We start from the raw sequence: 23,863 nt of genomic DNA on the forward strand, positions 1-23,863 counted from the left end.
TTGCCGCGCTTGCCATCTTTGAATAATCCACATCTCTAAATAGTATTCAAATATTCAAATTAACTTGTTTCTTATTTATAAAGACAAGGTATAATTTCCACACGGAAATTGTTTGAATATAATTAAAGGCGTTATTTATGAAGAGTTGGCTGTCGAAGAAAATCCAGGATGCTGGCATTTCTGAAAAAATGCAAAGCGCGGTTGCTGGCGGCAAGGGATGGATATCGGAGAAAGTGGATAATTCCGAAATGCTGGACAAGGTCCAGGGGAAAATTACGGAAGGCAAGGAATGGGCCGCTGATAAACTTGATTCTTCCGATGCCTACGCGGCGATGCAGCAAAAGCTGGCGGCGAGCATTGATGGCGCCTTTGAGTCGGTGATCGAATCGAAACGCAAATCCCTGCCATCGGCTGAGTCTGCCATGAGCACGGATGTTGATTACATTATCAAGAAGTGTGCAATGGAAAATGCCGCCATTGCTGGTGGTTCCAGTCTGATTCCCGGGCCGTGGGGCATGGTTGCCGTGGTGCCAGAAATTGCCTTGGTGATCAGGAATCAAATTTCCATGGTGTACGATATTGGCGCAGCCAATGGCAAGGCGGCCGAGATCAATAAGGAATTGCTCGCGGCAATAGTATTAAGTGCCATGAGTAATGGTGTCGCAGGCTTGATGGTAATGCATGGCGGGAAAGTACTGATACGGCGCTCGTCGTTGAGAGTATTCAAGAAGATCGTTACATTACTTTCAGGGAAAGTCACGCAGCAGGCTTTGAAATCCTCTATCAGCAAATGGTTGCCTGTGGTTGGCGCTGCTTTCATGGCCTGGATTACCAACCAGATGACCCAGAATATAGGCCGGCGTGCCAATGAGATTTTTCAGAAAGAAATAGAAATCTCGGACGTGGAAATCGCCGAGGCCGACGTGGTTGACGTCTGATGGGCATGGCGGCCCGATACCTGCCACCCGGGATTTTAAGCGGCCTCCAGGCCATCATTCTTCGCCAGCGGGCGTTTCGTCCGGTGGCACCTGTTCGGCGGCGGGCGTAACGGCCGCAGCCGGTACCGGCGCGGGCTCCGGCTCGCGCCACTTGCCCGCCGCCTTCAGCTTGTTCTTCAGCCCCGGCAGGGGAAAGCCCAGCGCATAGGCTTTTTGCGCGTGCGCGCTGGCCTTCTCGTATTCCTTCTTTTTCACATACATCAGGCCCAGGTTGTACTGGATGGTGGCTTGTTCGGGCGCCAGGCGGCTGGCAGAGTCCAGCTGTTCCAGCGCCATGGCGTCCTGGCCCGTGGCCAGCAGGTAGTTGCCGTACACCATGCGCGCCGTTACGTCGTGCGGCGCGAAGGCGATCGCCCGTTCGAAGTAGCAGCTGACCGTGTAGCGGGCGCCATGTGGCTGCGCGCTTTTCAGCCGCAAGCCCAGTTTCGCCATCGAGGCCAGCGCCCGGTGGTGGTTCGGGAAGTGCTCCAGGGTGTAGCTGATGTCGCCACCCAGGCTGCCCGTCATGCCTTGCGTGAGCGTTTCCACGGCGCGCGAAAAATGGAATTGTTCGACCACGGACAGGCCCTTGCGGTCGTCCGCGCTCGTGTAGTCGCCGCCCGTGCTGCCCTTGACGTAGGGCGGGCAGGCAGCGGCGCCGGCGCTGCCGCAGCAGGCGGCCAGGGCGCAGGCAAGTATCAGGTGTTTCATGCTGTTCTCCTGTGGCTGACCTGGTCCAGCAAGTCGGCCAGGGCGTTGCTGCGGGCTTGCCGCGATTGCAGGGCGATGGCGGTGGGACTGGCCAGCGGCGCGCGGCCCTGGCGCGCCAGTTCCAGGAAGCGCAGCAGCGCGCGCGCGCAGTCGGCGCTGGAAGCGAGCTGGCCGATGGTGTCGATGCCGCAGTGGCGCAGCTTGGCCGCGCTGTCGCCCGCCAGGTCGGTCAGCGCCAGGATGGGCCGGCGGCAGCGCAGGTATTCATACAGCTTGGCGGGAATCTGCGCATTGCAGTTGGCCGCCTGCAGCAGCAGCAAGCCGTCGGCCGCCAGCATTTCCTGCAGCGCCGCGCCGTGCGGCTGCAACGGTTCCAGGCGCACCAGGTCCAGGATGCCGTATTTCACCAGCAGGCTGGCCAGCCACGCATCGTGGCCCGTGGCGCGCAGCACCAGCTGGAAGTTGCGCGCATGCAGCAGGCCGTCGTGGCGCAGCCGTGCCAACGCCTCGAACAGCGCTTGCGGATCACGCTCGGACGGGTAGATCACGCCGCTGTGCAGCAGCAAAAAGCGGCTGCGGTGGCCCGTGTGCGCAGGGTTGCCGTCATGGCCGTCTTCGTCGTAGCCGTTTTCGATCAGGTGGAAGCGCTCGCGCCCCACCTGCGCCAGGCGCCGCCGGTGCGCGTCAATGGCGCCCGGCGTAGTGCAGACGATGGCCGCGCTGCGTGCCGCGATGCGCTGTTCTATCCACGCATGCATGCGGTGCAAACGCGCCTCGGACGGATACGGCGCCAGCGGGTCGCTGTCATCGAGCATGGGGTCGCGCTGGTCGGCGATCCACGGCAGGCCGCTGAGTTTTTGCAGGGTCAGCGCGATCAGGTGCGCCGTGGCTATCGGGTATGTCGACCAGATGGCGTCGGGACGGTATTCGCGGATCATGCGCAGGCCGGCCGGCACGGCGCTCAGCCACCAGGAACTCCAGCGGTCGGGCAGGGCCAGGCAGCGCGGATAGCGCCCGGCGATGGCCAGGTGGCGTGCCGCGTCCAGCGCCAGGGTGCGCCGCACGGTGGCTTGCGCGCCGATCTGTGCCAGTTGCGCATCGCCCCGCTGCGCATATGCGAGCGGCGCGGGACTGAGTACCAGCGGCTGCCAGCCGCAGTCGGGCAAATGGCGCGCAAATCCCAGGGTGCGCAGGATGCCGCTGCCGCCAGCGAGCGGCGGAAAATGGTAGGCGACCATCAGCACCCGTTTTGGTCGGGCCGCGTTCGGTCGGGCCGCGTTCGGCGAGGTTCTTACCATGACTGCAGCCACTGTATGCACAGTTGTTCGACTTCGCCGCGCCAGGCGGCGCTGGCGAAGGTGTGGTTGGCGCCATCGACCTGCGCCTGCGTCCATTGCGCGCGGGCGGCGACGGCGCGCCAGGCCCCGTCGCCACGGAGCAGGGTTTGCCACTCGCGCGCGCCCAGGTCGTCGCCGCTGAGGATCAGCAGCACCTTGCCCTGGAATTGCGTCAAGGCCCGCAGCAGGGCCGGCGCGGGCGCGTCGTTGTCTGGCGCTGCCACCTGCCGCGTGGCGGCCGCCACCTGACGCAGCGACGCCAGGCTGGCACCCGGCTGCAGTCCGCCGCTGGCCAGCTTGCGCCAGAACGCGCCTTGCAGCAGGCGTGGCAAATAGTAATGGCGCAAGGTGGCGCGCGCCAGGCCGGCGCTGCTGCGCACCCACGGATTGAGCAGGATCAGGGCATAGACGCGCGCATCGCGCGGCGCATGGCAGGCGGCGGCCGTGGCGCCGTCGCACAAACCCCACAGCACCACTTCGTGCAAGGTCGGCACGGCATCGAAGAATTGCGCCAGCGCGCCAGCGATGTCGGGTCCGGCGGCGCGGTAATCGCGCGCGCTACCCTCGCTGTCGCCCATGCCGCGCAGGTCGAAACGCAGCACGGGCCAGCCTTGCGCGGCCAGGGCGCGCGCCAGCAAGACGAACTGGCGATGGCTGCCGACCCGGCACTGCGGCCCGCCCGTGACGATCAATATGCCGCGCGGCCCTGGTGCGGCGGGCAGGCTGAGGATGCCGACCATGCGCGCCTGCGCTTCACCGTCTTCGGCCGCGCTGTGAAAGCGCAGGGGCAGCTCGCGCACGCTGTGCCCTGCGAGGTGCTGCTGACTGCTGTCGCGCTTCATGGCGGCGTCCTTTCCTCGTCGAGCCAGTCGCGGCACAGTGTTCGCGTGGCGGCAAGCAGTTGCGGACACGCCAGCAGCTCGCCGCTGTGCCAGAACGGGCCGTCGCCGAAGCTGGCCACGTGCACGGCGGCGCCCTGTTCGCTCCAGTGGCGCGCCAGCGGCGGCAACGGCGCGCAGGGCTGTTCCGGCGCCTGGTAATCGAGCCAATAGACAGGTATCGCGGGCACCGAAGGCAGCAGCGCCGCTGCGCTGACGCCATCGATGGCCAGCGCCAGCTCGGGCGCCAGCAGGTAGCCGGCCACTTCCACAGATTCACCCTGCGCCAGTGCGGCGCGCGCCTGGCCGGGCGCTTCCTGCGTGCCGCCGGCCAGCATGCTGGCCGCCAGGCGCAGGCGCAGGAAGCGGTCGATGCTGCGCCGTCCATCGGTTTCCGGCTGCCATAGCAGCAAACGCGCCAGCGGCAGCGGCGCGCGGCTGGCGAAATCGAGCGCCAGCAGGGCGCCCAGGCGCAAGCCCCACACGCTCAAGGGGCCGTCGACGCGCTGCGCCAGCCACGCGCAAGCCAGGTGCAGGTCGTTGTGCCAGATGTCCCAGCGCGCTTCGCTGAAGTCGCCGCTGCTGTCGCCGCAGCCAAACAGGTCGATCTGCAGCACGCTGTAACCCAAGGCGGCAAAGGCGCGCGCCTGCGCGGCGGCCACGTGGCGGCTTTTATTCAGTTCTTCCGCGAACGGATGCACGTAAATAATGCCGCCGCGCGCGTTGCGGCCTGGCGGCGGCAGGTGCAGCAGGCAGTAGCGCTGGCCGCCGCTGGCGGGCAGGAAGAAGGGCAGCAGCGGCAGCGCGTCGACGGCGGCGCGGTTCATGGCCGCAGCTGTGCAAACACGAAGTCGTGCAGGGTGCCCACGGTGGCGAAGTGGCGCGCGTGGATGTCGTCGTCGGCGACAGTGATGCCGAAATGGTCTTCCAGCGCGGCGATCACGCCGATCACGGCCATCGAGTCGAGCTCGGGCACGCTGCCCAAGAGCGGCGTGTGGGCTTCCAGTGCGCGCCCGTTCAATCCCAGCGTGCGGTCGAGGATGTGCTTTACTGCTTCAAGATGCGGCATGTCAGCTCCAGGGAAGGGTAGTGCGGCAGGATCGACGTATCGAAGGCCAGGCAGGGAACATCGTCCGGGCGGCGCGACAGGTGGACATACGGCGGCAGGCTGGCGGCCATCCATTGCCAGCGCCCGCAGCGGATAAAGGTGGCCGTGCCCAGCGCGTGCGTGCCCAGGCGCGCATGGGCACCCAGCGAGGCGCGGTTGAAGCGCGAAATGCGGCTGCACGACCAGCGCACGCCCTGCGCGTGCAGCACGGCGTTGGCTTCTTCCCACAGCCGTGCGAAGACCAGGCCGCCGCGCTGCGCGGGATGCACCCACACGTCCAGGTCCCAGGACGACTGCTGCGACGCCAGCGCATAGCGGGCGCGCACCTCGTCTTCCTGGTAGCCATCGCGCAGCAGCCAGATCCAGCCGGCCATGCCTGACTTGCCAGCGTCGTGCGAACTGCGCGCCAGCAGGCATTGCGCGCCTTGCCGGTAGCGTTCGCGCAGCGCGCCGGGGCGGCGCTCGGGACCGGGCGGCAAGTCCGCCTCCGCCAGGCAGGGCGTGACGGTGATGGCCTGGCCGCGCCCGCGGCACAGCGAACCGGGCGCCACGGCCTGCGCGACGAACTGGTAGCGGTATAGCGCGCAGCGCCCGCCCGGCACGCGTTCCAGCAAGCGCGCCACGGCCAGCCAGGCGCTGTCGCGCCAGCCCAGCTGATTGAGGCTGGCGCTCAGCCGTTGCAGCAGGGGAAATTGTGGAAACAGGGCCATGGCGGTAAGGGATGAGGCGGCTATGCAGCCAACGCTGTCCATTAGAGCGCAGCGGCCAACGGCGGTCTTGCGCCGGCTCAAGCTGTGCTGCTGAAACTGTTAATTGATCAAAATCAAGACCGCTGTGGCCGTTTTTCTGAATCATAGGGGAATGCATGGCAATCATGGCAACCTGAGGGCGACACGATGGCGACACTGATACACGATCTGATCTTCGAGACGGCGCAGCGCGCGCCCCACGCGCCGGCCCTGTCCTGGCAGGGCGAAGAAACAAGCTATGCCGCGCTGGCGCAATCCGTGCGCGAAGTGGCTGGCACCTTGCTGATCCTGGGCTTGCAGCGTGGCGCGCGCGTGGCCGTGTACCTGGAAAAACGCCCGGAAAACGTCAGCGCCATGTTTGGCACGGCGGCGGCAGGTGGCGTATTCGTGCCCGTCAATCCGCTGCTCAAACCGGACCAGGTGGCGTATATCCTGGCCGACTGCAACGTGGCCATCCTCGTCACCTCGCGCGAACGCCTGGCGCAGCTGGGCCCCGCGCTGGCCGCTTGCCCGGACTTGCAGACGGTGCTGCTGACGGGCGAAGGGGAGACAGCATCGCACCTGGGCAAGATACGGCTGCTGCCGTGGCGTGGCCTGTCCGCCGCGCCCACACTCCCACTCCTGTGGCATACGGTGATCGACACGGACATGGCCGCCATTTTATATACCTCGGGCAGCACGGGGCGGCCGAAAGGCGTGGTGCTGTCGCACCGCAACATGCTGGCCGGCGCGCTCAGCGTGTCCAGTTATCTACGCAACACGCCGCAGGACCGCATCCTGTGCGTCTTGCCGCTCAGTTTTGATTACGGCTTGAGCCAGCTGACGACGGCGTTTGCCAGCGGCGCCTGTGCCGTGCTGATGAATTATCTGCTGCTGCGCGATATCGTCGAAGCCGTGGAGCAGGAAGCCATCACGGGACTGGCCGCCGTGCCGCCCCTGTGGGTGCAGCTGTCGCAGCTGAGCTGGCCCTTGTCCACGCCTTTGCGCTACATCACCAATTCGGGCGGCGTGATGCAGCGCTCCACCCTGGACAAGCTGCGCCAGTCGCTGCCGCGCACGCAGGTCTACCTGATGTATGGCTTGACGGAAGCGTTCCGCTCCACCTACCTGGCGCCGGAACAGCTGGAGCGGCATCCCGATTCCATCGGGCAAGCGATCCCGAATGCGGAAGTGCTGGTGCTGCGCCCCGACGGCAGCGTGTGCGACGCCGATGAGCCGGGCGAACTCGTGCACCGTGGCGCGCTGGTGGCGCTTGGCTACTGGAACGATGCGGCGCGCACGGCCGAGCGCTTCAAGCCGCTGCCGCCGCAGGCGAGCGGCCTGGTGCTGCCGGAACTGGCCGTCTGGTCGGGTGACACCGTGCGCCGCGATGCGGATGGCTATCTGTACTTCGTGGGGCGCAGCGATGACATGATCAAGACGTCCGGCTACCGGGTCAGCCCGGCCGAGATCGAGGAAGTCGCGTATGCAAGCGGGTTGGTGGGCGAGGCGGTCGCGCTGGGCCTGCCCCATGCCGTGCTGGGCCAGGCCATCGCCTTGCTCGTCACACCCGCGCCGGGCATGCAATTGTTGCGCGACAGCGTGCTGGCCGCCTGCCGCGCGCGCCTGCCCAGTTATATGGTGCCGCTGTGGCTGGAAATTCGCGACGGCGTGCTGCCGCGCAATCCGAATGGCAAGATCGACCGTCCCTTGCTGGCCAGGGAACTGGCGCGTGCGTATGCGGTCCAATCAGGAGAGGTGGCATGAAGGATTTGATCCGCTCGAACAGCACCGAATTGCCGTTGCACTCGTCCCTGGGCCAGCAGTTCGCTGTGGAAAATGACATGCTGCAGGTCGGCGGCGTATCCTTGCAGCGGCTGGCCCAGAGGGTGGGCAGCACGCCGTTTTACGCGTATGAACGCGCGCACATCACGCGCCGCGTGGCCGAACTGCGCGCCGCCTTGCCCGCTGGCGTGCACGTGCATTACGCCATGAAGGCCAATCCCATGCCGGCCGTGGTGCAGTGGCTGGCGCGCCTGGTCGATGGCATCGACGTGGCTTCGGGCGGAGAACTGGCCACGGCACTCGATACGCCCATGCCGGCCGAACGCATCAGTTTTGCGGGGCCAGGCAAGCGTGATGGGGAACTGGCACGGGCCGTGGCGGCGGGCGTCTTGATCAACGTGGAATCGGGCGCCCAGCTGGAAAGGACGGCGCTGGCCAGTGAACGGCTGGGCGTGACGGCCCGGGTGGCCGTGCGCGTGAATCCCGATTTCGCCCTGCGCCGCACGGGCATGCGCATGGGCGGTGGGGCGCAGCCGTTTGGCGTCGATGCGGCCCTCGTGCCGGCACTGCTGGGCCGCATCGGCCAGCTGGGCCTGGATTTCCACGGCTTTCACCTGTATGCGGGTTCGCAAAGCCTGTCGGCGACGGCCCTGGTGGAAGCGCAAGCCCTGAGCGTGCAACTGGCACTGCAACTGGCCGACAGCGCGCCATCGCCCTTGCGCACCCTGAATATCGGCGGCGGCTTCGGCGTACCGTATTTTCCCGGCGACCAGGCCCTCGACCTGGCGCCCGTGGCGGACGGCTTGCAGCGGCAGCTCGATCTCCTGGCGCAGGCGGCGCCGGGCGCGCGCCTGAACCTGGAACTGGGCCGTTATCTGGTGGCCGAGGCCGGTATCTATGTGTGCAAGGTGATTGAGCGCAAGCTATCGCATGGGCAAGTGTTTCTCGTCACGGACGGCGGCTTGCACCATCATCTGGCCGCTTCCGGCAATTTTGGCCAGCTGATCCGCAAGAATTACCCGGTCGCCATCGGCAACCGGCTGCAGGGTGGGGGCCGCGAAGTGGCCTCCGTCGTGGGGCCGCTGTGCACGCCGCTGGACTTGCTGGCCGACCAGATGGAGCTGGCGCGCGCCGAGGAGGGCGACCTGGTGGTGGTGTTCCAGTCGGGTGCGTATGGCTTGACGGCCAGCCCGACGGCATTTCTCGGCCATCCTTTGCCGGCCGAGGTGCTCGTATGAGCGGCCTGTGCGGTTGGCTGGCGGCGGCGGAGAGTGTTGCGCCAGCCGATGGCGCGGCGCGGGTCGCCCTGGTCGGCATGGCCGCGCCCCTGTCGCGCTTCGATGGCGCGCCCCTGGCCGCCAGCCTGAGCGAAGTGGGCGGCGTGGCCGTGGCCGCCATCGACGGCAGTCGCCATGTGTATCAGCAAGATGGCTTGCAAGTGGCCATCTGGGGCCGGCCCGTGCTCGACGGCTCGGCCGACGATGTGGCGAGCCGCCTCGCGTCCCTGTGGCTGAGCCGGGGTGTGGCCGCTTGCGCCAGCCTGTCCGGACCTTTCTGTTTGGCCATCCTCGACGCTTTTTCCGGCTCGGCCCTGCTGGCCGTGGACCGTGCCGGCATCCACCCCCTCAGCTATGCGAGCAATGCGCAAGGCCTGTTTTTTGCCTCCTCGATGGATGCCTTGCTGGCGCATCCGTCCGTGCGGGGCGCGCTCGATCCGCAAGCGCTGTATCACTACCTGTATTTCCACATGGTGCCCGGCCCGGCCACGGCCTATTTGGGCCAGCAGCGCTTGCTGCCCGGTGAATACCTGCATGTGCGCGGCGGCAGGCAATGCAAGGGCAGCTACTGGCAGCTGGCCTTCCAGGAGCCAGGCGCGGCACGCCCGCGAGCCAGCTTTGCCGCCAACAAGCAGGAATTCCTGCGCCTGCTGCGCCTGGCCGTCGAAAGCAGCCTGGGCAACGATAGCGCCAGCACGGGCGCGTTTCTCAGCGGCGGCACCGACAGTTCCACCCTGGCCGCCATCATGGGGCAGGTGACGGGCCGGCCCGCACGCACGTATTCCATCGGCTTTGACGCGCCCGGCTATGACGAGATGGCGTATGCGCGCCTGGCCGCCAGCCACGCGGGCAGCATTCACCACGAGCGCTACGTGACACCAGACGACGTGCTGGCCGCAATCCCCGCCATGGCGGCCATCTTCGACCAGCCTTTCGGCAATGCCTCGGCCATTCCCGCCTATTATTGCGCGCAGATGGCGCGCGACGATGGCGTGACGCGGCTGCTGGGCGGCGACGGCGGCGATGAATTGTTTGGAGGCAATGAGCGCTATGCGCACCAGGCCTTGCTGTCGCAATATGAACGCTTGCCCGTGATGCTGCGCCAGGCCATCATCGAGCCGCTGCTGTTTCGCCAACAAAGGGGCAAGCCGTGGCGCTTGGGCGACAAGGCGCGCCGCTACATCGAGCAAGCGAGCCTACCGCTGCCGGCCCGCCTCGACGGCTACAACCTGCTGCTGCGCCATGGTCATCGCACGGTGCTGGAAGCGGGCTTTATCGATACCATCGACCCGGGCATGGCGCCCGGCTGCGTGAATGGCGCGTATTGGGAGCGCCAAGGCCAGGGCTTGAGCCAGATCAATGAGTTGCTGGCGCTGGACATGCGCTTTACCCTGGCCGACAACGACCTGTTCAAGGTGCGCAAGGCGTGCGAGCTGGCGGGCGTGGAGGCGGCCTTTCCCTTTCTGCACGATGCGATGGTGGCGTTCGCGTCGCGCCTGGCGCCGCGCGACAAGCTCGACGGCAGGCAGCTGCGGCCCTTCTTCAAGCGGGCGCTGGCGGAGATCTTGCCGCCGGCCATCGTGCGCAAGAAAAAGCACGGCTTCGGCTTGCCCTTCGGCCAGTGGTTGCACAGCCATGCGCCGCTGCGCGAGTTTGCGTTCGATAACCTGACGCAATTGCGCGGGCGTGGCATCGTGCGGCCCGCCTTCATCGACGATTTACAAGGGCGCTTGCTGGCGGAACACCCGGCCTATCACGGCACCATGGTGTGGTTGCTGCTGATGCTGGAACAGTGGCTCAGCCAGCATCCGGGCGCGCTGGGTGCGCTTGCCGACGGTTTTGCCGCAAGCGCCACAGAAACGCCAGCCGTCCTCGATCCCACGGCGTAAAGCGGGGCAGCTGCAGCAAGTCCAGCCCCGCGCCGGGGCGCGCCACGCCCCAGTCCGTCGCCACGGCTGCCTTGAAACCCAGGCTGTGGACCATCGCCACGTGGGATGCGCCGTAATCACGCCCGGCCTTGCCGTTCGGATACGCAAACATGGTGACGGGCGCCTGGATCAAACTTTCCAGCTGATGCTTGCCGTTGGCGATGTCCAGCCGCGCTTCGCGCTCCGGCAAGGTGGACAAAATCGGATGGCTCACCGTGTGTGCACCCAGCGCCATGCCTGCCGCATGTAATTGGCGCAGCTGCGCCGTGCTCAGCATGGCTGGCGGGCCCGCAACGACGCCGGCCTGGCGGCGGATCTGCATGGCCAGTTGCTGGCGCCGGGCGAATGGCAGGTACTTGAGCTGGCCCAGCAAGGTGGCGATGGCAGCTTGCCGCTGCGCCAGATTGGCGACGGGCAGGCAGTCCAGCCCGAGTTCGCGCAAGTCGAGTACGGGAGCTGGTGCCTGGCGCACGGCCTCGATCACCATGTCATTCCACATTTGTCCGCCGTCCAGGTAGCCCGTGGCGATAAAAAACGTGGCGTGCAAACCGTGGCGCTGCAGCAGCGGCAGGGCCACTTGCGCATTGTCCGCATAACCGTCGTCGAAGGTGATGCAGGCGGCGCGCGGGGGCAGGCTGCCATCTTGCAGCCGCTGTACGGCCTCGGCAAGGGGTAGCGGCGCATAAAAGCGTTGCAACAGGCGCAACTGGCGCTCGAACAGGGGCGCGTCGACTTCGCCGGGAAACAGCGGGTCGGGCTGCGCCAGCACGCGATGGTAGATCAGAATCGACAAGGTGGCCGTCATGGCTGCTCCGCGATGGCTGCCCGGGCCTCGGCCTTGGCCTGGCGCGATGTCGGGGCTGGTGCCTGCCGCTCGACGATGACGCGCGTGGCGATCAGGGCGGCCATCAGGTAATACGGCATGTCGAAATACAGCAGGCTGAGGAAGGCACCGCCCACGGCAAAGCCGATCAGGCTGGCCTGACTCATGGTGGCGAGGCCATGCGCCCAGCGCAGTTCCGGCTTGCCCCGCGTGCGGCGGATGATGACGGCCGCCGTGCGCCAGGTGGCGATACCCAGCGCCAGGTAAATCAACAAGCCGACAAAGCCGTGTTCACCCAGCGCCTGGAAGTAGATGCTGTGCGCCGCGTGCACATCCATGGGGTTGGGCGCGTAGCGGGCAAAGATGGCGGCATCGGACACGTCGAAGCCGCCGCCAAGAAAACGGTCGCGCGCCAGGTTCCAGGCCATGCGCCAGGCATTCAGGCGGCCCATGGCGGACACGTCATCCTGATAGGTGTTGATGGTGTCCATGCGTTCGGCCCAGCGCTCGGGCATGAAGGCCAGCAGCAGCGGCGCGACGGCACCGAGCAGCGCGCCCAGCACCAGCTTGCGGTCGCTTTTCAGCCACATGAACAGGCCCATGGCGGCGATGGCCAGCAGGCCGCCGCGCGAATACGAGCCCAGCGCGGCCAGCGCCGACAGCAGCATCGCCGCCGACAAGCCATGGCGCAGCCAGCGCTTGTCCGTGTTTTGCTGCAAATAGTACATGAGGGGGATGGTGATGATCAGGGCCAGGGCCAGCGCATTGTTATCACCAATGAACGTATCTTCCGGCCCCCAGACCCGTTCCGTGCCGCCGCTGCGGATGGTGAAGATGCCGCCTTTCACGCCGTAATAGCCGATCGAGCCCACCAGCACCCAGACGAGGCGCACGATGTCGCGTCGCGTACGTATCACCATCATGATCACAAAGCTCATCAGCATGATCTTCATGACCTTGTTCCACTGCACCCACGACGCTTCCGGCAGCAGGGCGAACGGCGCCGTGACATTCATCCACCCGACGAACAGCAGCAGCAGCACGCTGACGGGCGTCAGCGGCAGGCTTTTCGGCTCGCGCGTCATCGTCAGGCTGAGCATGGTGGCGATGGCGATGATGAAGGCGAACGGCAAGTGGGTGGCAAAGCCCCAGGCTTGCGTGTGCGGGTTCATCACGCTGACCCAGACCCACATCAGGCCGCCGATGGCCGGTGACTTCAGGATGAAGGGCAGCGAACCCAGGATGATGATGGTAATCAGTATGTCGCGCATGAAGGGGGACGCTCCTGGTTTTGCCCGGGTTGGCAAGGTCTTGATGCCTGTCAACGGGCTGGCGGGCAGGCTCAGTACACTGGATCAATACTGCTTGATGCATAGTTTTGTCATGGTAAGACCAAGGAGGCATGTCCTTGTTGACCGTTCTCATGGCGACCTACAATGGCGCCGGCACGTTGCCCCAGGTATTGCGCGCCTACATGGCGCTGCGTTCGCCCGTGGGCGGCTGGCGCCTGGTCATCGCCGACAATGGCAGCACGGACGCCACGGCCCAGGTGATCGCCGCCTTTCGCGGCCGCTTGCCCTTGAGCTATATCTACGTGGCGCGGCGCGGCCGCAGTCCCGCCCTGAACGGCGCCGTCGAACACGCCTTGCGCTCAAACGGCGATGGCAGCGAGCTGTTCGTGTTTGGCGACGACGACGCCATGCCCGCATCCGACTGGCTGTGCCGCTTGCAGGACAGTGCGCGCGCCCACCCCGGCTACGCCTTGTTCGGCGGCGCCATTGTGCCCGCCTGGCGGGAACAACCGGCCGACTGGCTGTTGCGCCTGACACCGGTCGGCTTGACGTGGGGCATTACCAGCCCCGACCTGCGCGACGCCCCGATCTATCCAGGCCTGGTGTGGGGCGCCAACATGGCGATACGCCGCCGCATCTTCGAGGCCGGCGCCCGCTATGACGAAAGCATCGGCCCGCAGGGAGCCAACTACGCCATGGGCAGCGAAACCCGCCTCAACCTGGAAATGCATGCGGCCGGTAATCCTTCCTGGTTCTGCCCGCAAGCCAGGGTGGCGCACATCATCCGCGTCCCGCAGGTGCAGCGCGCCTGGATACTGCGCCGCGCCATGCTGTTTGGCCGGGGCCAGTGCCGGCTGGCGACCCTGGCGCCCAGCGTGGAGTTTCTCGGCGTGCCCCGCTGGATGCTGGGCCGATACGTGCACGAGTCGCTCGGCGCCGTGCGGGCCTGGCTGCGGCGCGACCACGCCGAGCTGTTCCTGCGCCAGTGGGAACGCGCCTGGCTGCGCGGTTTCTTTCATGAAGCGTGGCGGGGACGGCGCAAACGCCTGCCGCGCATCGTCATCAGCAGTTATTCGGGCGAGCTGGGCGGCATGGAGCTGCGCATGGCGCAAGAGGCGAAGATGCTGGGCGCGAGCGGCTATGACAGCGTGCTGGCGCTGCGGCGCTTTCCCGGTTTTACAGCCTGGGCGCAAGACTTGCGCGCAAGGCAGATGCAAGTGCGCGTGTACGAGCCGCCCTTGTTTCTCGAACACTGGGCCTGGCGCCGCTGGAATTGGCTGCGCGCCAGGGTCACGGGCGCCTGGCGGCTGCGGCGGCTGCGGCCGGACCTGGTCCACGTGGCGTTTTGCTGGACGGCATATGGCGCTTCCATCCTGTGGCTGGCCCGGCAATGCCGCTTGCCGGCCGTGATCAGCGTGCACAACGCGTTTCCCCTGGAAAGCTTCAGCGACTGGCAGCGTCCCCGGCTGGAAGAGGCGTTTCGCAGCGTCAAAGGCGTGTATGCCGTGTCGGACTCGGCCATGCGGCATTTCCTCGACCTGTACCGCGACATGCTGGCGCCGCAGACGCGGCTGGCCGTGATTCCCAACGGCGTCGATACGGACACTTTTACTGTTTCGCCCGAACGAAAAATACAGGCGCGGCGGCAATTCGGCTTGCCGCCGGACGCGCTGGTGCTCGGCTGCGTGGCCAGACTCTCCGCGCAAAAACGTCCGCAAGCGCTGCTGGCCCTGTTCGCCAGGCTGGCGCCGCAGTTCCCCAACTTACATTTGGTGCTCGTGGGCACGGGACCGCTGGAAGCCATGCTGCGGCTGCAGGCGCAGCAATCGGGTTTGCAGGACAGAATCGTGTTTGCCGGTTTCCAGCAGCGCGTCGAGCTGCTGATGCCCGCCTTCGACCTGCACGTGCTGCTGAGTAAAAACGAGGGTTTCGGCATCGCCACCATCGAAGCCATGGCGTGCGGCGTGCCTGCCGTGGGGACGGATGTGCCGGGCACCCACGATATCCTGCACGATAGCGCAGGGGGAATGTTGCTGCCGCTCGATGACGAGCACGCCGCCTGCGCGGCCGTAGCCAGGTTGCTGGTCGATGCACCCCGGCGCGCCCGCATGGGACGGCTGGCGCGCGAGGAAACCGTGCAGCGCTATTCGATGCCGCGCCTGGAACGCCAGTTGCGGCAGTTCTATGCGGGCCTCGTGTAGGCGCGGGCGGCCCGCATGAGCGCCACGCGCCATTCGTTTCTGTTTTCGTTTGCCGAGAAATACACGGTGCTGCTGCTGGGCATCATCGCCACCATGGTGCTGTCGCGCCTGCTGACGCCGGCCGAGGTGGGCGTGTATTCGCTGGGCGCCGTGCTGGTGGCACTGGCGCAAGTGGTGCGCGATTTTGGCGTGGGGCAATACCTGATCCAGGAAAAGCAGCTCGATGCCGTGAAACTGCGTGCTGCACTGGCCACCAGCCTGCTTGTCGCCTGGCTGCTGGCGGGCCTGGTGCTGCTGGCCAGTGCGCCGCTCGCGCATTTCTATGGCGAACCGCGGCTGACCCTCGTGCTGCGTTTGCTGTCGATTAACTTCCTGCTGATCCCGTTCAGCGCCTTGACACTCCCCATGTTGCGCCGGCAACTGCGCTTTCGCGCCATTTACGCCATCAATGGGGCCAATAGCCTGGTCAACTTGCTGGTGGCCGTGCTGCTGGCGCTGCAGGGCTACAGTTACATGAGCATGGTGTGGGCGGCGCTGGCCGGTTCCTGCGCCTCGCTGCTGGTGAGCCTGCTGGTGCGGCCGCGCGAACTGCCGTGGCTGCCGGGACGGCGGGGCATGGGCGATATCGCCCGTTTTGGCGCGTATGCGACGGGTGGCAGCCTGGTTGATGAGGCGGGGGTGGCGGCGCCGGACCTGATCATCGGCAAGCTGATCGGCATTGAAAGCCTGGCCCTGTTCGGCAAGGCGCAAAGCGTACTCAATATCTTCAACCAGGCCATCACCAGCGCGATTTCTCCCGTGGTGTTTCCCCTGTTTGCGGCGCGCGCGCGCGAAGGTGGAGGACAAGGGGGAGAGGGCGGGGCGGAGCTCGTGTATCTGCGCACGATCAGCTACATGACGGCGCTGGCCTGGCCGTTTTTTCTCTTCCTCGCCTGCATGGCTTTGCCCCTGGTCAAGGTGTTATATGGCACGCAATGGCTAGGATGTGTGCCCTTGATCCGCATCATGTGCCTGTCCTCGGCCGTGTATAGCATGTTCAGCATGGCCCGCTACCTGTTCGTGGCGACGGGCCAGCTGCACGCGCAGGTGCGGCTCGATGCCTGCGCTGGCGCAATCAAAGTGGCGCTGCTGCTGGCCGCGGCGCCGTTCGGCCTGGTGGCCGTGGCCTGGGCCGTGGTGCTCAGCAGTGTTCTGCGCAGCTGGCTGGTGTATGGCTGCCTGCGGCGCTTGAGCGCACTCGACTGGCGCACCCTGGCGCGGGCCGTGCGCAAAAGCCTGCTGCTGTGCGGTCTCAGCGGCATGGCGCCCCTCGCTTCGCTGCTGTGGCTGCCTGTTGATACGCCGGCGCTGCTGGCACTGACGGGCACGGCGCTGGCTACCTTGCTGTGCTGGCTGGCCGGTCTGTTCCTGTTGAAACATGAACTCGCTGGCGAATTCTTGTTATTGCAACGCAAGCTGGCTGGCCGTTGGCTGGCAGTCAAATGCACGAAAGGATGACCATGCGTGTCGGTATCTTGTCCTACCCGATGCTGTTCCAGCGCGACGGCGGCTTGCAGATCCAGGTACGCGAAACCATTGCCGCCCTGAACCGGCTGCCCCAGCAAGCTGCGCGGCCCCTGGAAGTGCAACTGGTCGACGCCAACCACCAGCGGCTGGCCGATTTCGACGTGCTGCACGTGTTTTCGGCCAGCAATGGCACCTACCGCATCATGGAAATGGCCAGTGAGCAAGGCGTGCCCGTGGTGCTGTCGCCGCTGCTGTCGCCCGGCTGGGGCCGCGCCAGCGCCTGGCGCGCGCGGCTGGCCGACCGGCTGGCAGGGCGCCTGACGGAGTGGATGGTGCAAACGAGCTATGCGCAAACGCGGCGCGCCCTGCAGCTGGCCGACGTGGTGATCGCCTTGGGCGAGGCCGAGCGCGATGCCATCGTGCAAGGTTTCGGCATGGAGGCGGACGCCATCCGCGTCTTGCCGAACGGGATCAATCCGCATTTCTTCACGGCCAATGGCGATCTGTTCCTGCGCGAGACGGACATTGCCGGGCCGTTCGTGCTGATGGTGGGCAGCATTTCACCGTATAAAAACCAGCTGGGACTGGCGCAGGCGCTGGCAGGGGCCGGCGTGCCCCTGGTACTGATCGGCGCCGCGCCGCGCGGACAGCAGGCGTATCTGCAGCAGTTGCTGGAATTGCCGCACGTCAGCTGGCTCGGTGCGCTCGACCACGCCGACCCGCTGCTGGCCAGCGCCTACCATGCGGCGGCCGTGGCGGCCTTGCCCAGCCAGGGCGAAGTGTTTCCTTTGAGCGTGCTGGAAGCGCTGGCGGCCGGCACGCCCGTCGTCATGACGGCGCAAAGCGCGCTGGACTTGCCCGATTCCGCGTTCGCGCTGCGCAAGGTGGCCTGGGACGATGGCCCCGCGCAGCGCCAGGCCATCCTCGACTTGCTGGCGATGCCGCCCGAGCGTGCCCGCGTGCAAGCGCTGGTGGAACGTTTTACGTGGGAGCGGGTAGCGGCCCAGATTGCCGATTGTTACGACCAGCTGCAGTCCTTGCCTGCCAGGAGGCAGCATGCTGTTTAATTCCTTCGCCTTCCTGTTCGGCTATCTGCCCATCGTGCTGGCTGGCTATTTTCTGCTGGACCGATTGACGTCCTCCGCCAGCTGGCGCCTGGCGCCAGCCGTGTGGCTGGCGCTCGCCTCGCTGTTCTTCTATGCCTGGTGGGACGTGCGCTATTTGCCGCTGCTGCTGGCGTCGATCTGCGTCAATTACGGCGCCGGCCGCCTGATCGGTGCGCGCGCGGGCGCGGCCCGCAAGCGCGTGCTGGTGGCAGCCCTGGCCTTGAACCTGGGGCTGCTTGCGTACTATAAATATGCGAATTTCTTCATCGACAGCGTGAACGCCGTCGCCGTGGCCGCTGGAGCTGGCGCTGGCAGCCTGCCGTGGTCCGGCCTCGACATCATCCTGCCGATCGGCATTTCGTTTTTCACCTTCACGCAGATCGCCTTCCTCGTCGATTGCTACCGGGGCGAGGTGCGCGAATACCGTTTTATTCATTACGTGCTGTTCGTCAGCTATTTCCCCCATTTGATCGCCGGCCCTGTGCTGCATCACCGCGACATGATGCCGCAGTTCGCCGACCCGGCCAACGCGCATCCGCGCGCCGCCAATTTCGCCATCGGCCTGTCGATCTTTACCATCGGCCTGGCAAAGAAGGTGTTGATCGCCGACAACCTGTCGCCGCTGGCCATGCCCGTCTTCGCGGCCGGGGCTACACCCACCCTGATCGAGGCGTGGATCGGCGTGCTGGCCTACACCTTCCAGCTGTATTTCGACTTTTCCGGCTATTCGGACATGGCCATCGGCCTGTCGCGCCTGTTCGGCGTGAAATTGCCGCTGAACTTCAATTCGCCGTACAAGGCGGCCAATATCGCCGATTTCTGGCGCCGCTGGCACATGACCTTGTCGCGTTTCCTGCGCGATTACTTATATATTCCCCTGGGCGGCAGCCGCCATGGCGAAGCCATGCGTTACCGCAACCTGATGCTGACCATGCTGCTGGGCGGCCTGTGGCATGGCGCCGGCTGGACCTTTGTCATCTGGGGCGGCTTGCACGGCCTGTACCTGGTACTGCAGCAGGCGTGGCAGCGGGTGTTCGGCGCGGCGCCGGGGTACAGCTGGCTGCGCTGGTGGCCCACCTTGCTGACTTTTCTTGCTGTGGTGCTGGCCTGGATCTTCTTCCGCGCGCCCGACGTGGCCACGGCATGGGATATCACCGGCGCGCTGGTGGGGGCGAATGGCGTGAGCCTGCCGCGCGGCCTGGCCAGCCATGCGGCCGGTCTGGCGCAGTGGGGCTTGCATCCCGCCTTCGACGGCATCCGCTGGATCGAACTGGCTGGTCCCGGCTTGCCCGTGCTGCTGGGCGCCATGTTGCTGGCTTTCAAGGCGCCAAACACGCAAGAAATATTCTTTCTCTACGAGCCTGCCATTGAAAGAATATTTCAGCCCGCAGGGCGCTGGGCCTTCAGCTGGCGCCCCACGCGCCGCTGGAGCGTGGGGTTTGCCGCGCTGTTCGTCGCCTGCATCTTCGGCATGAACCGGGTCACCGAATTTCTCTACTTCCAGTTCTGAGCATGGACACTGCCGGCCGCCGCTATCTTGTTTGCTTCCTCGCCTGCGTCGGCCTGGTGCTCGGCGCCGTCTCGTTCATGAATTACCAGGTCGACCCCTACCTGCTGCACCAGTGGGACAGTCCATTGCTGCAGCGTCCGCGCCAACTGAACGAAAAGCTCGGCGCCTGGGCCAAGACCTATGCCGTGGCGCGCTACCGGCCGGCCATCATCTACATCGGCAATTCGCGCACGGAAATGGGTTTGCCGACGCGCGTGCGTGCCTTGTTCGACGGCAAGAGGATTTTCAACAGCGCCGTGTCCGGCGCCTCGATCGGCGACGCCATCCGCCTGGCCGAGCATGCGGCCAGGGTCAGCCGCGTCGAGACCATGGTCTGGGGCATCGACGCACCCACTTTTTCCCTGGACATGGGCGCGGCGCGCGTGGAGGACAGCCTGACGGGCGCCCGGCACGGCTTCTTCGTCCAGCGCGCCCTGGTCAACCTGAAGCGCGGCCTGACCTTGGACATGACGCAGGACAGCGTGCGCATCCTGACAGGCCATGCGGGCGATACCTGCCGCTCTAATCTGGCCGTGTACGGGCAGCGCGACGAGACTTGCACCCTCAAGGGTATCAAGCACTGGCTCGGTACGAAGGATGCCATTCCCGTGCGGCTGCAGGAATTCGGCGATGGCCTGGGGCCGACACCGCCCTCGACACCAGCGCTCGACGCCAGTGTCGGCAAGCTGTGCCGGAGCGGCACGCGCCTGCGCCTGTACATCAACCCCACGCACGCGCTGACCTTGTACGCGCTGCACTGGCGCGGCAAGTGGGATGCCATGCAGGCCTGGCAACGCGGCCTGGTGCAGCTCGTCGAGCGCCACCGGGGGCAGGGCTGCGACGTGCGCCTGGTTGATTTTTCCGGCTTTAACAGCATCACGACCGAAGCGACCCCGCTCGTCAGCGGCAAGCCCGACATGCATTATTACTGGGAAGTGTCGCACTACCGGGACAATGTGGGCCGCTTGATCCTGGCGCGTTTGTTTGGCGGCGACACGCCGGCGCCGGCCGATTTCGGCGTGGAACTGACGCAGGCCAACATCGACGCCCACCAGGCGGCCACGCGCGCCGCGCGCGAGCGCTATCGTGTGGAACATGCGCGCGAGGCGGCCTATGCGCAGCGGGTGCTGGACGGGCCGCTGATCCGGCGTTGATGCAAAGCCCCACAAATACGCCATTTTTCACCTTCCAATGCTGACCATGGATACCACTGCCCGCCGCTACCTCGCCATCTTCCTTGCCTGCGTGCTGGCCGCGCTGGCCCTCGTTTCGGCCGTGAATTACCACGTCGACCCGTACTTGTTGCACCAGTGGGACAGCCCGCTGCTGCAGCGATTGCGCCCGACGACCGAAAAACTCAGCGTGTGGGGCAAGACGTATGCCGTGGCGCGCTATCGGCCCGCCATCGTGTATATCGGCAACTCGCGCACGGAAATGGGCTTGCCGGCGAACAGTGCGCGCACTTTATTTGAAGGCAAGAGTGTCTTCAACAGCGCCGTCTCGGGTGCCTCCATCGGCGAGGCCATGCGCCTGGCCGAGCACGCGGCCAGGGTCAGCCATGTCGACACCATGGTGTGGGGCATCGACGCCCCCTCGTTCTCGCTGGAACTGGGCTCGGCCGGCGTGGAGCCGGGCTTGACGGCCGCCGGCCCCGCGTTCTTCGCGCGGCGCGCCTTGCTCAACATCAAGCGCGGCCTGACTGTCGACATGACGCGCGACACCTGGCGCATCCTCAGCGGCAACTATGACGGCGTCTGCCTGTCCAGCCTGGCGCTGCACGGCCAGCGCGACGAGTCCTGCCTCACCAGCCGCAACCGTACTTGGACCGGCACGGCGCGCGCCTTCACGCCGCGCCTGCAGGAATTCGGCGATGGCCTGGGGCCGACCGAACCTGCGCTGCGCGCCTTCGATGCCAGCGTCGGCAAACTGTGCCGGGGCGGCACGCGCTTGCGCCTGTACATCAATCCCACGCATGCGCTCACGCTCGACGCCCTGTACTGGCGCGGCAAGTGGGACGCCATGGAAACATGGCAGCGCGACCTGGCGCGGATGGCCGGGCGCTACCGGCGCCAGGGCTGTAACGTGCGCCTGTTTGATTTTTCCGGCTTCAACAGCATCACCAGCGAAGCTATCCCGCAGGTGACGGGCGCGCGCGACATGCGCTATTACTGGGAAGCATCGCACTACCGCGACAATGTGGGCCGCTTCATCCTGGCGCGCCTGTTCGGCGGCCCTGAGCCGGTGCCGGCGGACTTCGGCGTCGAGCTGACGGAAACGGGCATCGCGGCCCACCAGGCGGCCATGCGCGCCGCGCGCGAGCGCTACCACCTGCAGCACGCCGAAGAAACGGCGTATCTGCGCCACGTGCTGACCTTGCCCCGCGAAGCCAAATAGGCGATCAACGGTACCAGGCGTACGCCGTGGGGCAGGGCGCTTGCGCTATGATGCTGTTTTGCCATTCAGCAAGTTCCAGGACTCACCATGAAAATCGCCTTCTTTGCCAGCCAGCCCTACGACCGCCGTTTCTTCGATGAAGCCTTGCCCTCCCAACCCGAGCCGAATGGCATCGAACTGGTCTACCACAGCGCCTTGCTGAGCCAGGAAACCGCGATCCTGGCGCAAGGCGCCGAGGCCGTTTGCGTGTTCGTCAACGACGTGCTCGACGCGCCCGTGCTGGAAGCCCTGCACGGCTATGGCGTGCGCGCCATCCTGCTGCGCTGCGCCGGCTACAACAACCTCGACCTGGAAGCAGCGAAGCGCCTGGGCCTGTTTGTCGCCCGCGTGCCTGCCTATTCGCCGGAAGCCGTGGCCGAATACACGCTGGCCCTGGTGCAGACGCTGAACCGCCACACGCACCGCGCATATGCCCGCGTGCGCGAAGGCAATTTTTCGCTCGATGGCTTGCTGGGTTCCACCTTGCACGGCAAGACGGTGGGCATCGTCGGCACGGGCAAGATCGGCCTGGCCACGGCGCGCATCTTCAAGGGTTTTGGCTGCACGGTGCTGGGCCACGACCCGTATCCGGCGCCCGCGTTCGCGCAGCTGGGCACGATGGTGGAACTGCCGCAACTGCTGGCCGAGTCCGACATCGTCTCGCTGCATTGCCCCCTGATGGACAGCACGCGCCACATGATCAGTGAAGCCACCTTGCCGCTGATGAAGAAGGGCGCCATGCTGGTGAACACCTCGCGTGGCGGCCTGATCGACACCGGCGCCGTCATCGAAGCGCTCAAATCGCGCCAGCTGGGTTCCCTGGCCATCGACGTGTACGAACAGGAAAGCAATCTGTTCTTCCAGGACCGCTCGTCCGACATCATTGACGACGACATCTTCCAGCGCCTGATGACCTTCCCGAACGTGCTCGTGACGGGCCACCAGGGCTTCTTCACCATCGAAGCGCTGCGCGAGATCGCCGCCATCACCTATCACAACCTGCAATGCTTCCTGCAGGGCAAGGCGTGTGAAAACAGCGTCTTAGCTGCTTGAAGCCGGTTTGTTGGGCTTGGGCGGCGGCTTGGGTTTCGGCAGCGGCAAGGCGTCCGCCGTGCGCCGCGCCAGCTGGGACAACCAGTCGCGCTCGTCCCACAGGCCGCCATCGATGAGGAAATACGGCTTGGCTTGCGGGTAGGGCGGCGCCTCCTGCGGCGTGCTCATCGTACTGATCCAGGCGCGGCCCGCGTCCGTCGGCTTGATGAACAGCTGGTCGTCGGCGACGATGGCGAACATCTTGCCGTCGCAGTACAAGCCGTACTCGCCAAACATTTTTTTCGCGTTGATGCTGCCTGTGCCCGCCAGCTGGTCGAGCAAAAAATCCACCGTGCCTTGCTGTGATGCCATGTCGTCCTCCGAGTGAACGAACAGTGTAGCGCACTGGCCAGGATAGGCCGGCGGGGCTACACTATCGCCACTCTTTATTTTGCATTAGCTGCCATGACACCCCACCTGATTACTCACCGCGGCATCACCATCGCCACCCTGGCCGCCGACCAGCCGGTTGAAACCCACTGCGCGCCGGGCCAGACAGCCATCCGCGAGCAGGGCGACGGCTGGTGGCTGTATTTTATCGACGAAGACGGCCATGTTGACGGTTATGACAGCCCGTTTGCCAGCCACGCCGAGGCGCTGTGGGCGGCCAAGGCCGCAGCCGAGTTCAGCGCGCAATGAAGGCCAGTCCATGGGCCTTCCTGGGCTTGCCGCAAGCGCCCGTGCCGGAAGCGGAAAGCGCGGACTACGGCGCCTGCCGCACCGAACTGCACGGCAAGCGGCTGGTCTTGCGCGTGGCCAAAACCACGCCGACGAAAACCGGCCAGTTCGTCACCGTCTGGAAGCGCCCCCATCCCGATGCCGAGATCGCCCCGCTGGATGAAGCGGACCCCGTCGATATCGTCATCATCGCCGTGGACGACGGCGCGCAGCACGGCTTTTTCATTTTTCCGCGCAGCGTGCTGCTCGAACGGGGCGTGATGTCGCGCGCGGGCAGCGGCGGCAAGCGCGCGCTGCGCGTGTATCCGCCTTGGTGCGCGCCAGAATCTGCCCAGGCCCTGCGCACGCAGCGCTGGCAGGTAGGATGGTTTGTGGCGGCAGGCGATCAGCCGCGGCTGGCAAGGCTGCTGGACATCGCCTGACGTTGCTGGCCCAAGGGCAGGGTGCACATACT

General features: G+C 65.9%; 22 protein-coding genes. 13 read left to right on the forward strand and 9 right to left on the reverse strand.

The window, feature by feature from the left end; genetic code table 11:
* Positions 1 to 137: 137 nt before the first annotated feature.
* Positions 138 to 938, forward strand: a complete 801-nt coding sequence (locus ACP7EG_RS16160) for a hypothetical protein (protein ID WP_426088413.1) — start codon at positions 138 to 140, stop codon at positions 936 to 938.
* 54 nt (positions 939 to 992) lie between these two features.
* Here ACP7EG_RS16160 and ACP7EG_RS16165 read toward each other — a convergent pair whose 3' ends face one another.
* The 6 genes from ACP7EG_RS16165 to ACP7EG_RS16190 are packed head-to-tail and all read right to left on the reverse strand — an operon-like array spanning position 993 to position 5,721.
* Positions 993 to 1,688, reverse strand: coding sequence for an ABC transporter permease (locus ACP7EG_RS16165; protein WP_426088414.1), 696 nt, complete (start codon positions 1,686 to 1,688; stop codon positions 993 to 995).
* On the reverse strand, positions 1,685 to 2,986 hold the full coding sequence (locus ACP7EG_RS16170; RefSeq protein WP_426088415.1) for a glycosyltransferase: 1,302 nt from the start codon (positions 2,984 to 2,986) through the stop codon (positions 1,685 to 1,687). The genes ACP7EG_RS16165 and ACP7EG_RS16170 overlap by 4 nt, the downstream gene beginning before the upstream one ends.
* The gene (locus ACP7EG_RS16175; RefSeq protein WP_426088416.1) at positions 2,980 to 3,867 is read right to left on the reverse strand and encodes a hydrolase 1, exosortase A system-associated; all 888 of its coding nucleotides are present in this window, start codon (positions 3,865 to 3,867) and stop codon (positions 2,980 to 2,982) included. Before ACP7EG_RS16175 ends, ACP7EG_RS16170 begins: the two co-directional genes overlap by 7 nt.
* On the reverse strand, positions 3,864 to 4,730 hold the full coding sequence (locus ACP7EG_RS16180; RefSeq protein ID WP_426088417.1) for a hydrolase 2, exosortase A system-associated: 867 nt from the start codon (positions 4,728 to 4,730) through the stop codon (positions 3,864 to 3,866). The genes ACP7EG_RS16175 and ACP7EG_RS16180 overlap by 4 nt, the downstream gene beginning before the upstream one ends.
* Positions 4,727 to 4,972: an acyl carrier protein gene (locus ACP7EG_RS16185; RefSeq protein ID WP_426088418.1), complete on the reverse strand. Its 246-nt coding sequence runs from the start codon at positions 4,970 to 4,972 to the stop codon at positions 4,727 to 4,729. The genes ACP7EG_RS16180 and ACP7EG_RS16185 overlap by 4 nt, the downstream gene beginning before the upstream one ends.
* Entirely contained in the window at positions 4,951 to 5,721 is a 771-nt protein-coding gene (locus tag ACP7EG_RS16190) for a hypothetical protein (protein ID WP_426088419.1), read from the reverse strand. Before ACP7EG_RS16190 ends, ACP7EG_RS16185 begins: the two co-directional genes overlap by 22 nt.
* Positions 5,722 to 5,907: 186 nt before the next feature.
* On the opposite strand from ACP7EG_RS16190, the gene ACP7EG_RS16195 reads away from it, so the two are divergent.
* The 3 genes from ACP7EG_RS16195 to ACP7EG_RS16205 are packed head-to-tail and all read left to right on the forward strand — an operon-like array spanning position 5,908 to position 10,690.
* Complete coding sequence (locus tag ACP7EG_RS16195) at positions 5,908 to 7,506, forward strand: acyl-CoA ligase (AMP-forming), exosortase A system-associated (RefSeq protein ID WP_426088420.1); 1,599 nt, start codon at positions 5,908 to 5,910, stop codon at positions 7,504 to 7,506.
* Positions 7,503 to 8,762 carry a pyridoxal-dependent decarboxylase, exosortase A system-associated gene (locus ACP7EG_RS16200; RefSeq protein ID WP_426088421.1) on the forward strand — a complete coding sequence of 420 codons (1,260 nt, stop codon included), beginning with the start codon at positions 7,503 to 7,505 and terminating at the stop codon, positions 8,760 to 8,762. The genes ACP7EG_RS16195 and ACP7EG_RS16200 overlap by 4 nt, the downstream gene beginning before the upstream one ends.
* Positions 8,759 to 10,690: an asparagine synthetase B family protein gene (locus ACP7EG_RS16205; RefSeq protein WP_426088422.1), complete on the forward strand. Its 1,932-nt coding sequence runs from the start codon at positions 8,759 to 8,761 to the stop codon at positions 10,688 to 10,690. Before ACP7EG_RS16200 ends, ACP7EG_RS16205 begins: the two co-directional genes overlap by 4 nt.
* On the opposite strand, the gene ACP7EG_RS16210 is transcribed toward ACP7EG_RS16205, so the two are convergent.
* Together ACP7EG_RS16210 and ACP7EG_RS16215 are read right to left on the reverse strand one after the other, a co-directional pair.
* Positions 10,599 to 11,534 (reverse strand): polysaccharide deacetylase family protein, encoded by a 936-nt coding sequence (locus tag ACP7EG_RS16210; protein WP_426088423.1) that lies wholly within the window; start codon positions 11,532 to 11,534, stop codon positions 10,599 to 10,601. The genes ACP7EG_RS16205 and ACP7EG_RS16210 overlap by 92 nt on opposite strands.
* Positions 11,531 to 12,823 (reverse strand): putative O-glycosylation ligase, exosortase A system-associated, encoded by a 1,293-nt coding sequence (locus ACP7EG_RS16215; RefSeq protein ID WP_426088424.1) that lies wholly within the window; start codon positions 12,821 to 12,823, stop codon positions 11,531 to 11,533. The genes ACP7EG_RS16210 and ACP7EG_RS16215 overlap by 4 nt, the downstream gene beginning before the upstream one ends.
* Positions 12,824 to 12,960: 137 nt before the next feature.
* Here ACP7EG_RS16215 and ACP7EG_RS16220 point away from each other — a divergent pair, with 137 nt between their 5' ends.
* The 7 genes from ACP7EG_RS16220 to ACP7EG_RS16250 all read left to right on the forward strand — a co-directional run bounded on the left by ACP7EG_RS16220 (position 12,961) and on the right by ACP7EG_RS16250 (position 22,692).
* A complete protein-coding gene (locus ACP7EG_RS16220; RefSeq protein ID WP_426088425.1) occupies positions 12,961 to 15,045 on the forward strand; it encodes a glycosyltransferase in 2,085 nt (694 codons plus the stop codon).
* Between the two features lie 15 nt (positions 15,046 to 15,060).
* A complete protein-coding gene (locus tag ACP7EG_RS16225; protein ID WP_426088426.1) occupies positions 15,061 to 16,542 on the forward strand; it encodes a lipopolysaccharide biosynthesis protein in 1,482 nt (493 codons plus the stop codon).
* Between the two features lie 2 nt (positions 16,543 to 16,544).
* Positions 16,545 to 17,618: a glycosyltransferase family 4 protein gene (locus tag ACP7EG_RS16230; protein WP_426088427.1), complete on the forward strand. Its 1,074-nt coding sequence runs from the start codon at positions 16,545 to 16,547 to the stop codon at positions 17,616 to 17,618.
* Complete coding sequence (locus tag ACP7EG_RS16235; protein ID WP_426088428.1) at positions 17,608 to 19,167, forward strand: MBOAT family O-acyltransferase; 1,560 nt, start codon at positions 17,608 to 17,610, stop codon at positions 19,165 to 19,167. Before ACP7EG_RS16230 ends, ACP7EG_RS16235 begins: the two co-directional genes overlap by 11 nt.
* 2 nt (positions 19,168 to 19,169) lie before the next feature.
* Positions 19,170 to 20,360 carry a hypothetical protein gene (locus ACP7EG_RS16240; RefSeq protein ID WP_426088429.1) on the forward strand — a complete coding sequence of 397 codons (1,191 nt, stop codon included), beginning with the start codon at positions 19,170 to 19,172 and terminating at the stop codon, positions 20,358 to 20,360.
* Between the two features lie 46 nt (positions 20,361 to 20,406).
* Positions 20,407 to 21,600, forward strand: coding sequence for a hypothetical protein (locus ACP7EG_RS16245; protein ID WP_426088430.1), 1,194 nt, complete (start codon positions 20,407 to 20,409; stop codon positions 21,598 to 21,600).
* Positions 21,601 to 21,687: 87 nt separating this feature from the next.
* Positions 21,688 to 22,692 (forward strand): 2-hydroxyacid dehydrogenase, encoded by a 1,005-nt coding sequence (locus ACP7EG_RS16250; RefSeq protein ID WP_426088431.1) that lies wholly within the window; start codon positions 21,688 to 21,690, stop codon positions 22,690 to 22,692.
* Here ACP7EG_RS16250 and ACP7EG_RS16255 read toward each other — a convergent pair.
* The gene (locus tag ACP7EG_RS16255) at positions 22,681 to 23,043 is read right to left on the reverse strand and encodes a TfoX/Sxy family protein (RefSeq protein WP_426088432.1); all 363 of its coding nucleotides are present in this window, start codon (positions 23,041 to 23,043) and stop codon (positions 22,681 to 22,683) included. The two genes, ACP7EG_RS16250 and ACP7EG_RS16255, sit on opposite strands and share 12 nt — an antisense overlap.
* Before the next feature lie 93 nt (positions 23,044 to 23,136).
* On the opposite strand from ACP7EG_RS16255, the gene ACP7EG_RS16260 reads away from it, so the two are divergent.
* Together ACP7EG_RS16260 and ACP7EG_RS16265 are read left to right on the forward strand one after the other, a co-directional pair.
* Entirely contained in the window at positions 23,137 to 23,370 is a 234-nt protein-coding gene (locus ACP7EG_RS16260; protein ID WP_426088433.1) for a hypothetical protein, read from the forward strand.
* Positions 23,367 to 23,831: a MepB family protein gene (locus ACP7EG_RS16265; RefSeq protein WP_426088434.1), complete on the forward strand. Its 465-nt coding sequence runs from the start codon at positions 23,367 to 23,369 to the stop codon at positions 23,829 to 23,831. The genes ACP7EG_RS16260 and ACP7EG_RS16265 overlap by 4 nt, the downstream gene beginning before the upstream one ends.
* Positions 23,832 to 23,863: the final 32 nt, after the last annotated feature.

Origin of the sequence: Janthinobacterium sp. PSPC1-1, assembly GCF_049897625.1 — a bacterium.
Lineage (GTDB): Bacteria > Pseudomonadota > Gammaproteobacteria > Burkholderiales > Burkholderiaceae_D > Janthinobacterium > Janthinobacterium tructae.

Coding starts and splice junctions, on each gene's coding strand:
- ACP7EG_RS16160 (WP_426088413.1), top strand. CDS start 138: ATGAAGAGTTGGCTGTCGAAGAAAATCCAGGATGCTGGCATTTCTGAA.
- ACP7EG_RS16165 (WP_426088414.1), bottom strand. CDS start 1,688: ATGAAACACCTGATACTTGCCTGCGCCCTGGCCGCCTGCTGCGGCAGC.
- ACP7EG_RS16170 (WP_426088415.1), bottom strand. CDS start 2,986: ATGGTAAGAACCTCGCCGAACGCGGCCCGACCGAACGCGGCCCGACCA.
- ACP7EG_RS16175 (WP_426088416.1), bottom strand. CDS start 3,867: ATGAAGCGCGACAGCAGTCAGCAGCACCTCGCAGGGCACAGCGTGCGC.
- ACP7EG_RS16180 (WP_426088417.1), bottom strand. CDS start 4,730: ATGAACCGCGCCGCCGTCGACGCGCTGCCGCTGCTGCCCTTCTTCCTG.
- ACP7EG_RS16185 (WP_426088418.1), bottom strand. CDS start 4,972: ATGCCGCATCTTGAAGCAGTAAAGCACATCCTCGACCGCACGCTGGGA.
- ACP7EG_RS16190 (WP_426088419.1), bottom strand. CDS start 5,721: ATGGCCCTGTTTCCACAATTTCCCCTGCTGCAACGGCTGAGCGCCAGC.
- ACP7EG_RS16195 (WP_426088420.1), top strand. CDS start 5,908: ATGGCGACACTGATACACGATCTGATCTTCGAGACGGCGCAGCGCGCG.
- ACP7EG_RS16200 (WP_426088421.1), top strand. CDS start 7,503: ATGAAGGATTTGATCCGCTCGAACAGCACCGAATTGCCGTTGCACTCG.
- ACP7EG_RS16205 (WP_426088422.1), top strand. CDS start 8,759: ATGAGCGGCCTGTGCGGTTGGCTGGCGGCGGCGGAGAGTGTTGCGCCA.
- ACP7EG_RS16210 (WP_426088423.1), bottom strand. CDS start 11,534: ATGACGGCCACCTTGTCGATTCTGATCTACCATCGCGTGCTGGCGCAG.
- ACP7EG_RS16215 (WP_426088424.1), bottom strand. CDS start 12,823: ATGCGCGACATACTGATTACCATCATCATCCTGGGTTCGCTGCCCTTC.
- ACP7EG_RS16225 (WP_426088426.1), top strand. CDS start 15,061: ATGAGCGCCACGCGCCATTCGTTTCTGTTTTCGTTTGCCGAGAAATAC.
- ACP7EG_RS16230 (WP_426088427.1), top strand. CDS start 16,545: ATGCGTGTCGGTATCTTGTCCTACCCGATGCTGTTCCAGCGCGACGGC.
- ACP7EG_RS16235 (WP_426088428.1), top strand. CDS start 17,608: ATGCTGTTTAATTCCTTCGCCTTCCTGTTCGGCTATCTGCCCATCGTG.
- ACP7EG_RS16240 (WP_426088429.1), top strand. CDS start 19,170: ATGGACACTGCCGGCCGCCGCTATCTTGTTTGCTTCCTCGCCTGCGTC.
- ACP7EG_RS16245 (WP_426088430.1), top strand. CDS start 20,407: ATGGATACCACTGCCCGCCGCTACCTCGCCATCTTCCTTGCCTGCGTG.
- ACP7EG_RS16250 (WP_426088431.1), top strand. CDS start 21,688: ATGAAAATCGCCTTCTTTGCCAGCCAGCCCTACGACCGCCGTTTCTTC.
- ACP7EG_RS16255 (WP_426088432.1), bottom strand. CDS start 23,043: ATGGCATCACAGCAAGGCACGGTGGATTTTTTGCTCGACCAGCTGGCG.
- ACP7EG_RS16260 (WP_426088433.1), top strand. CDS start 23,137: ATGACACCCCACCTGATTACTCACCGCGGCATCACCATCGCCACCCTG.
- ACP7EG_RS16265 (WP_426088434.1), top strand. CDS start 23,367: ATGAAGGCCAGTCCATGGGCCTTCCTGGGCTTGCCGCAAGCGCCCGTG.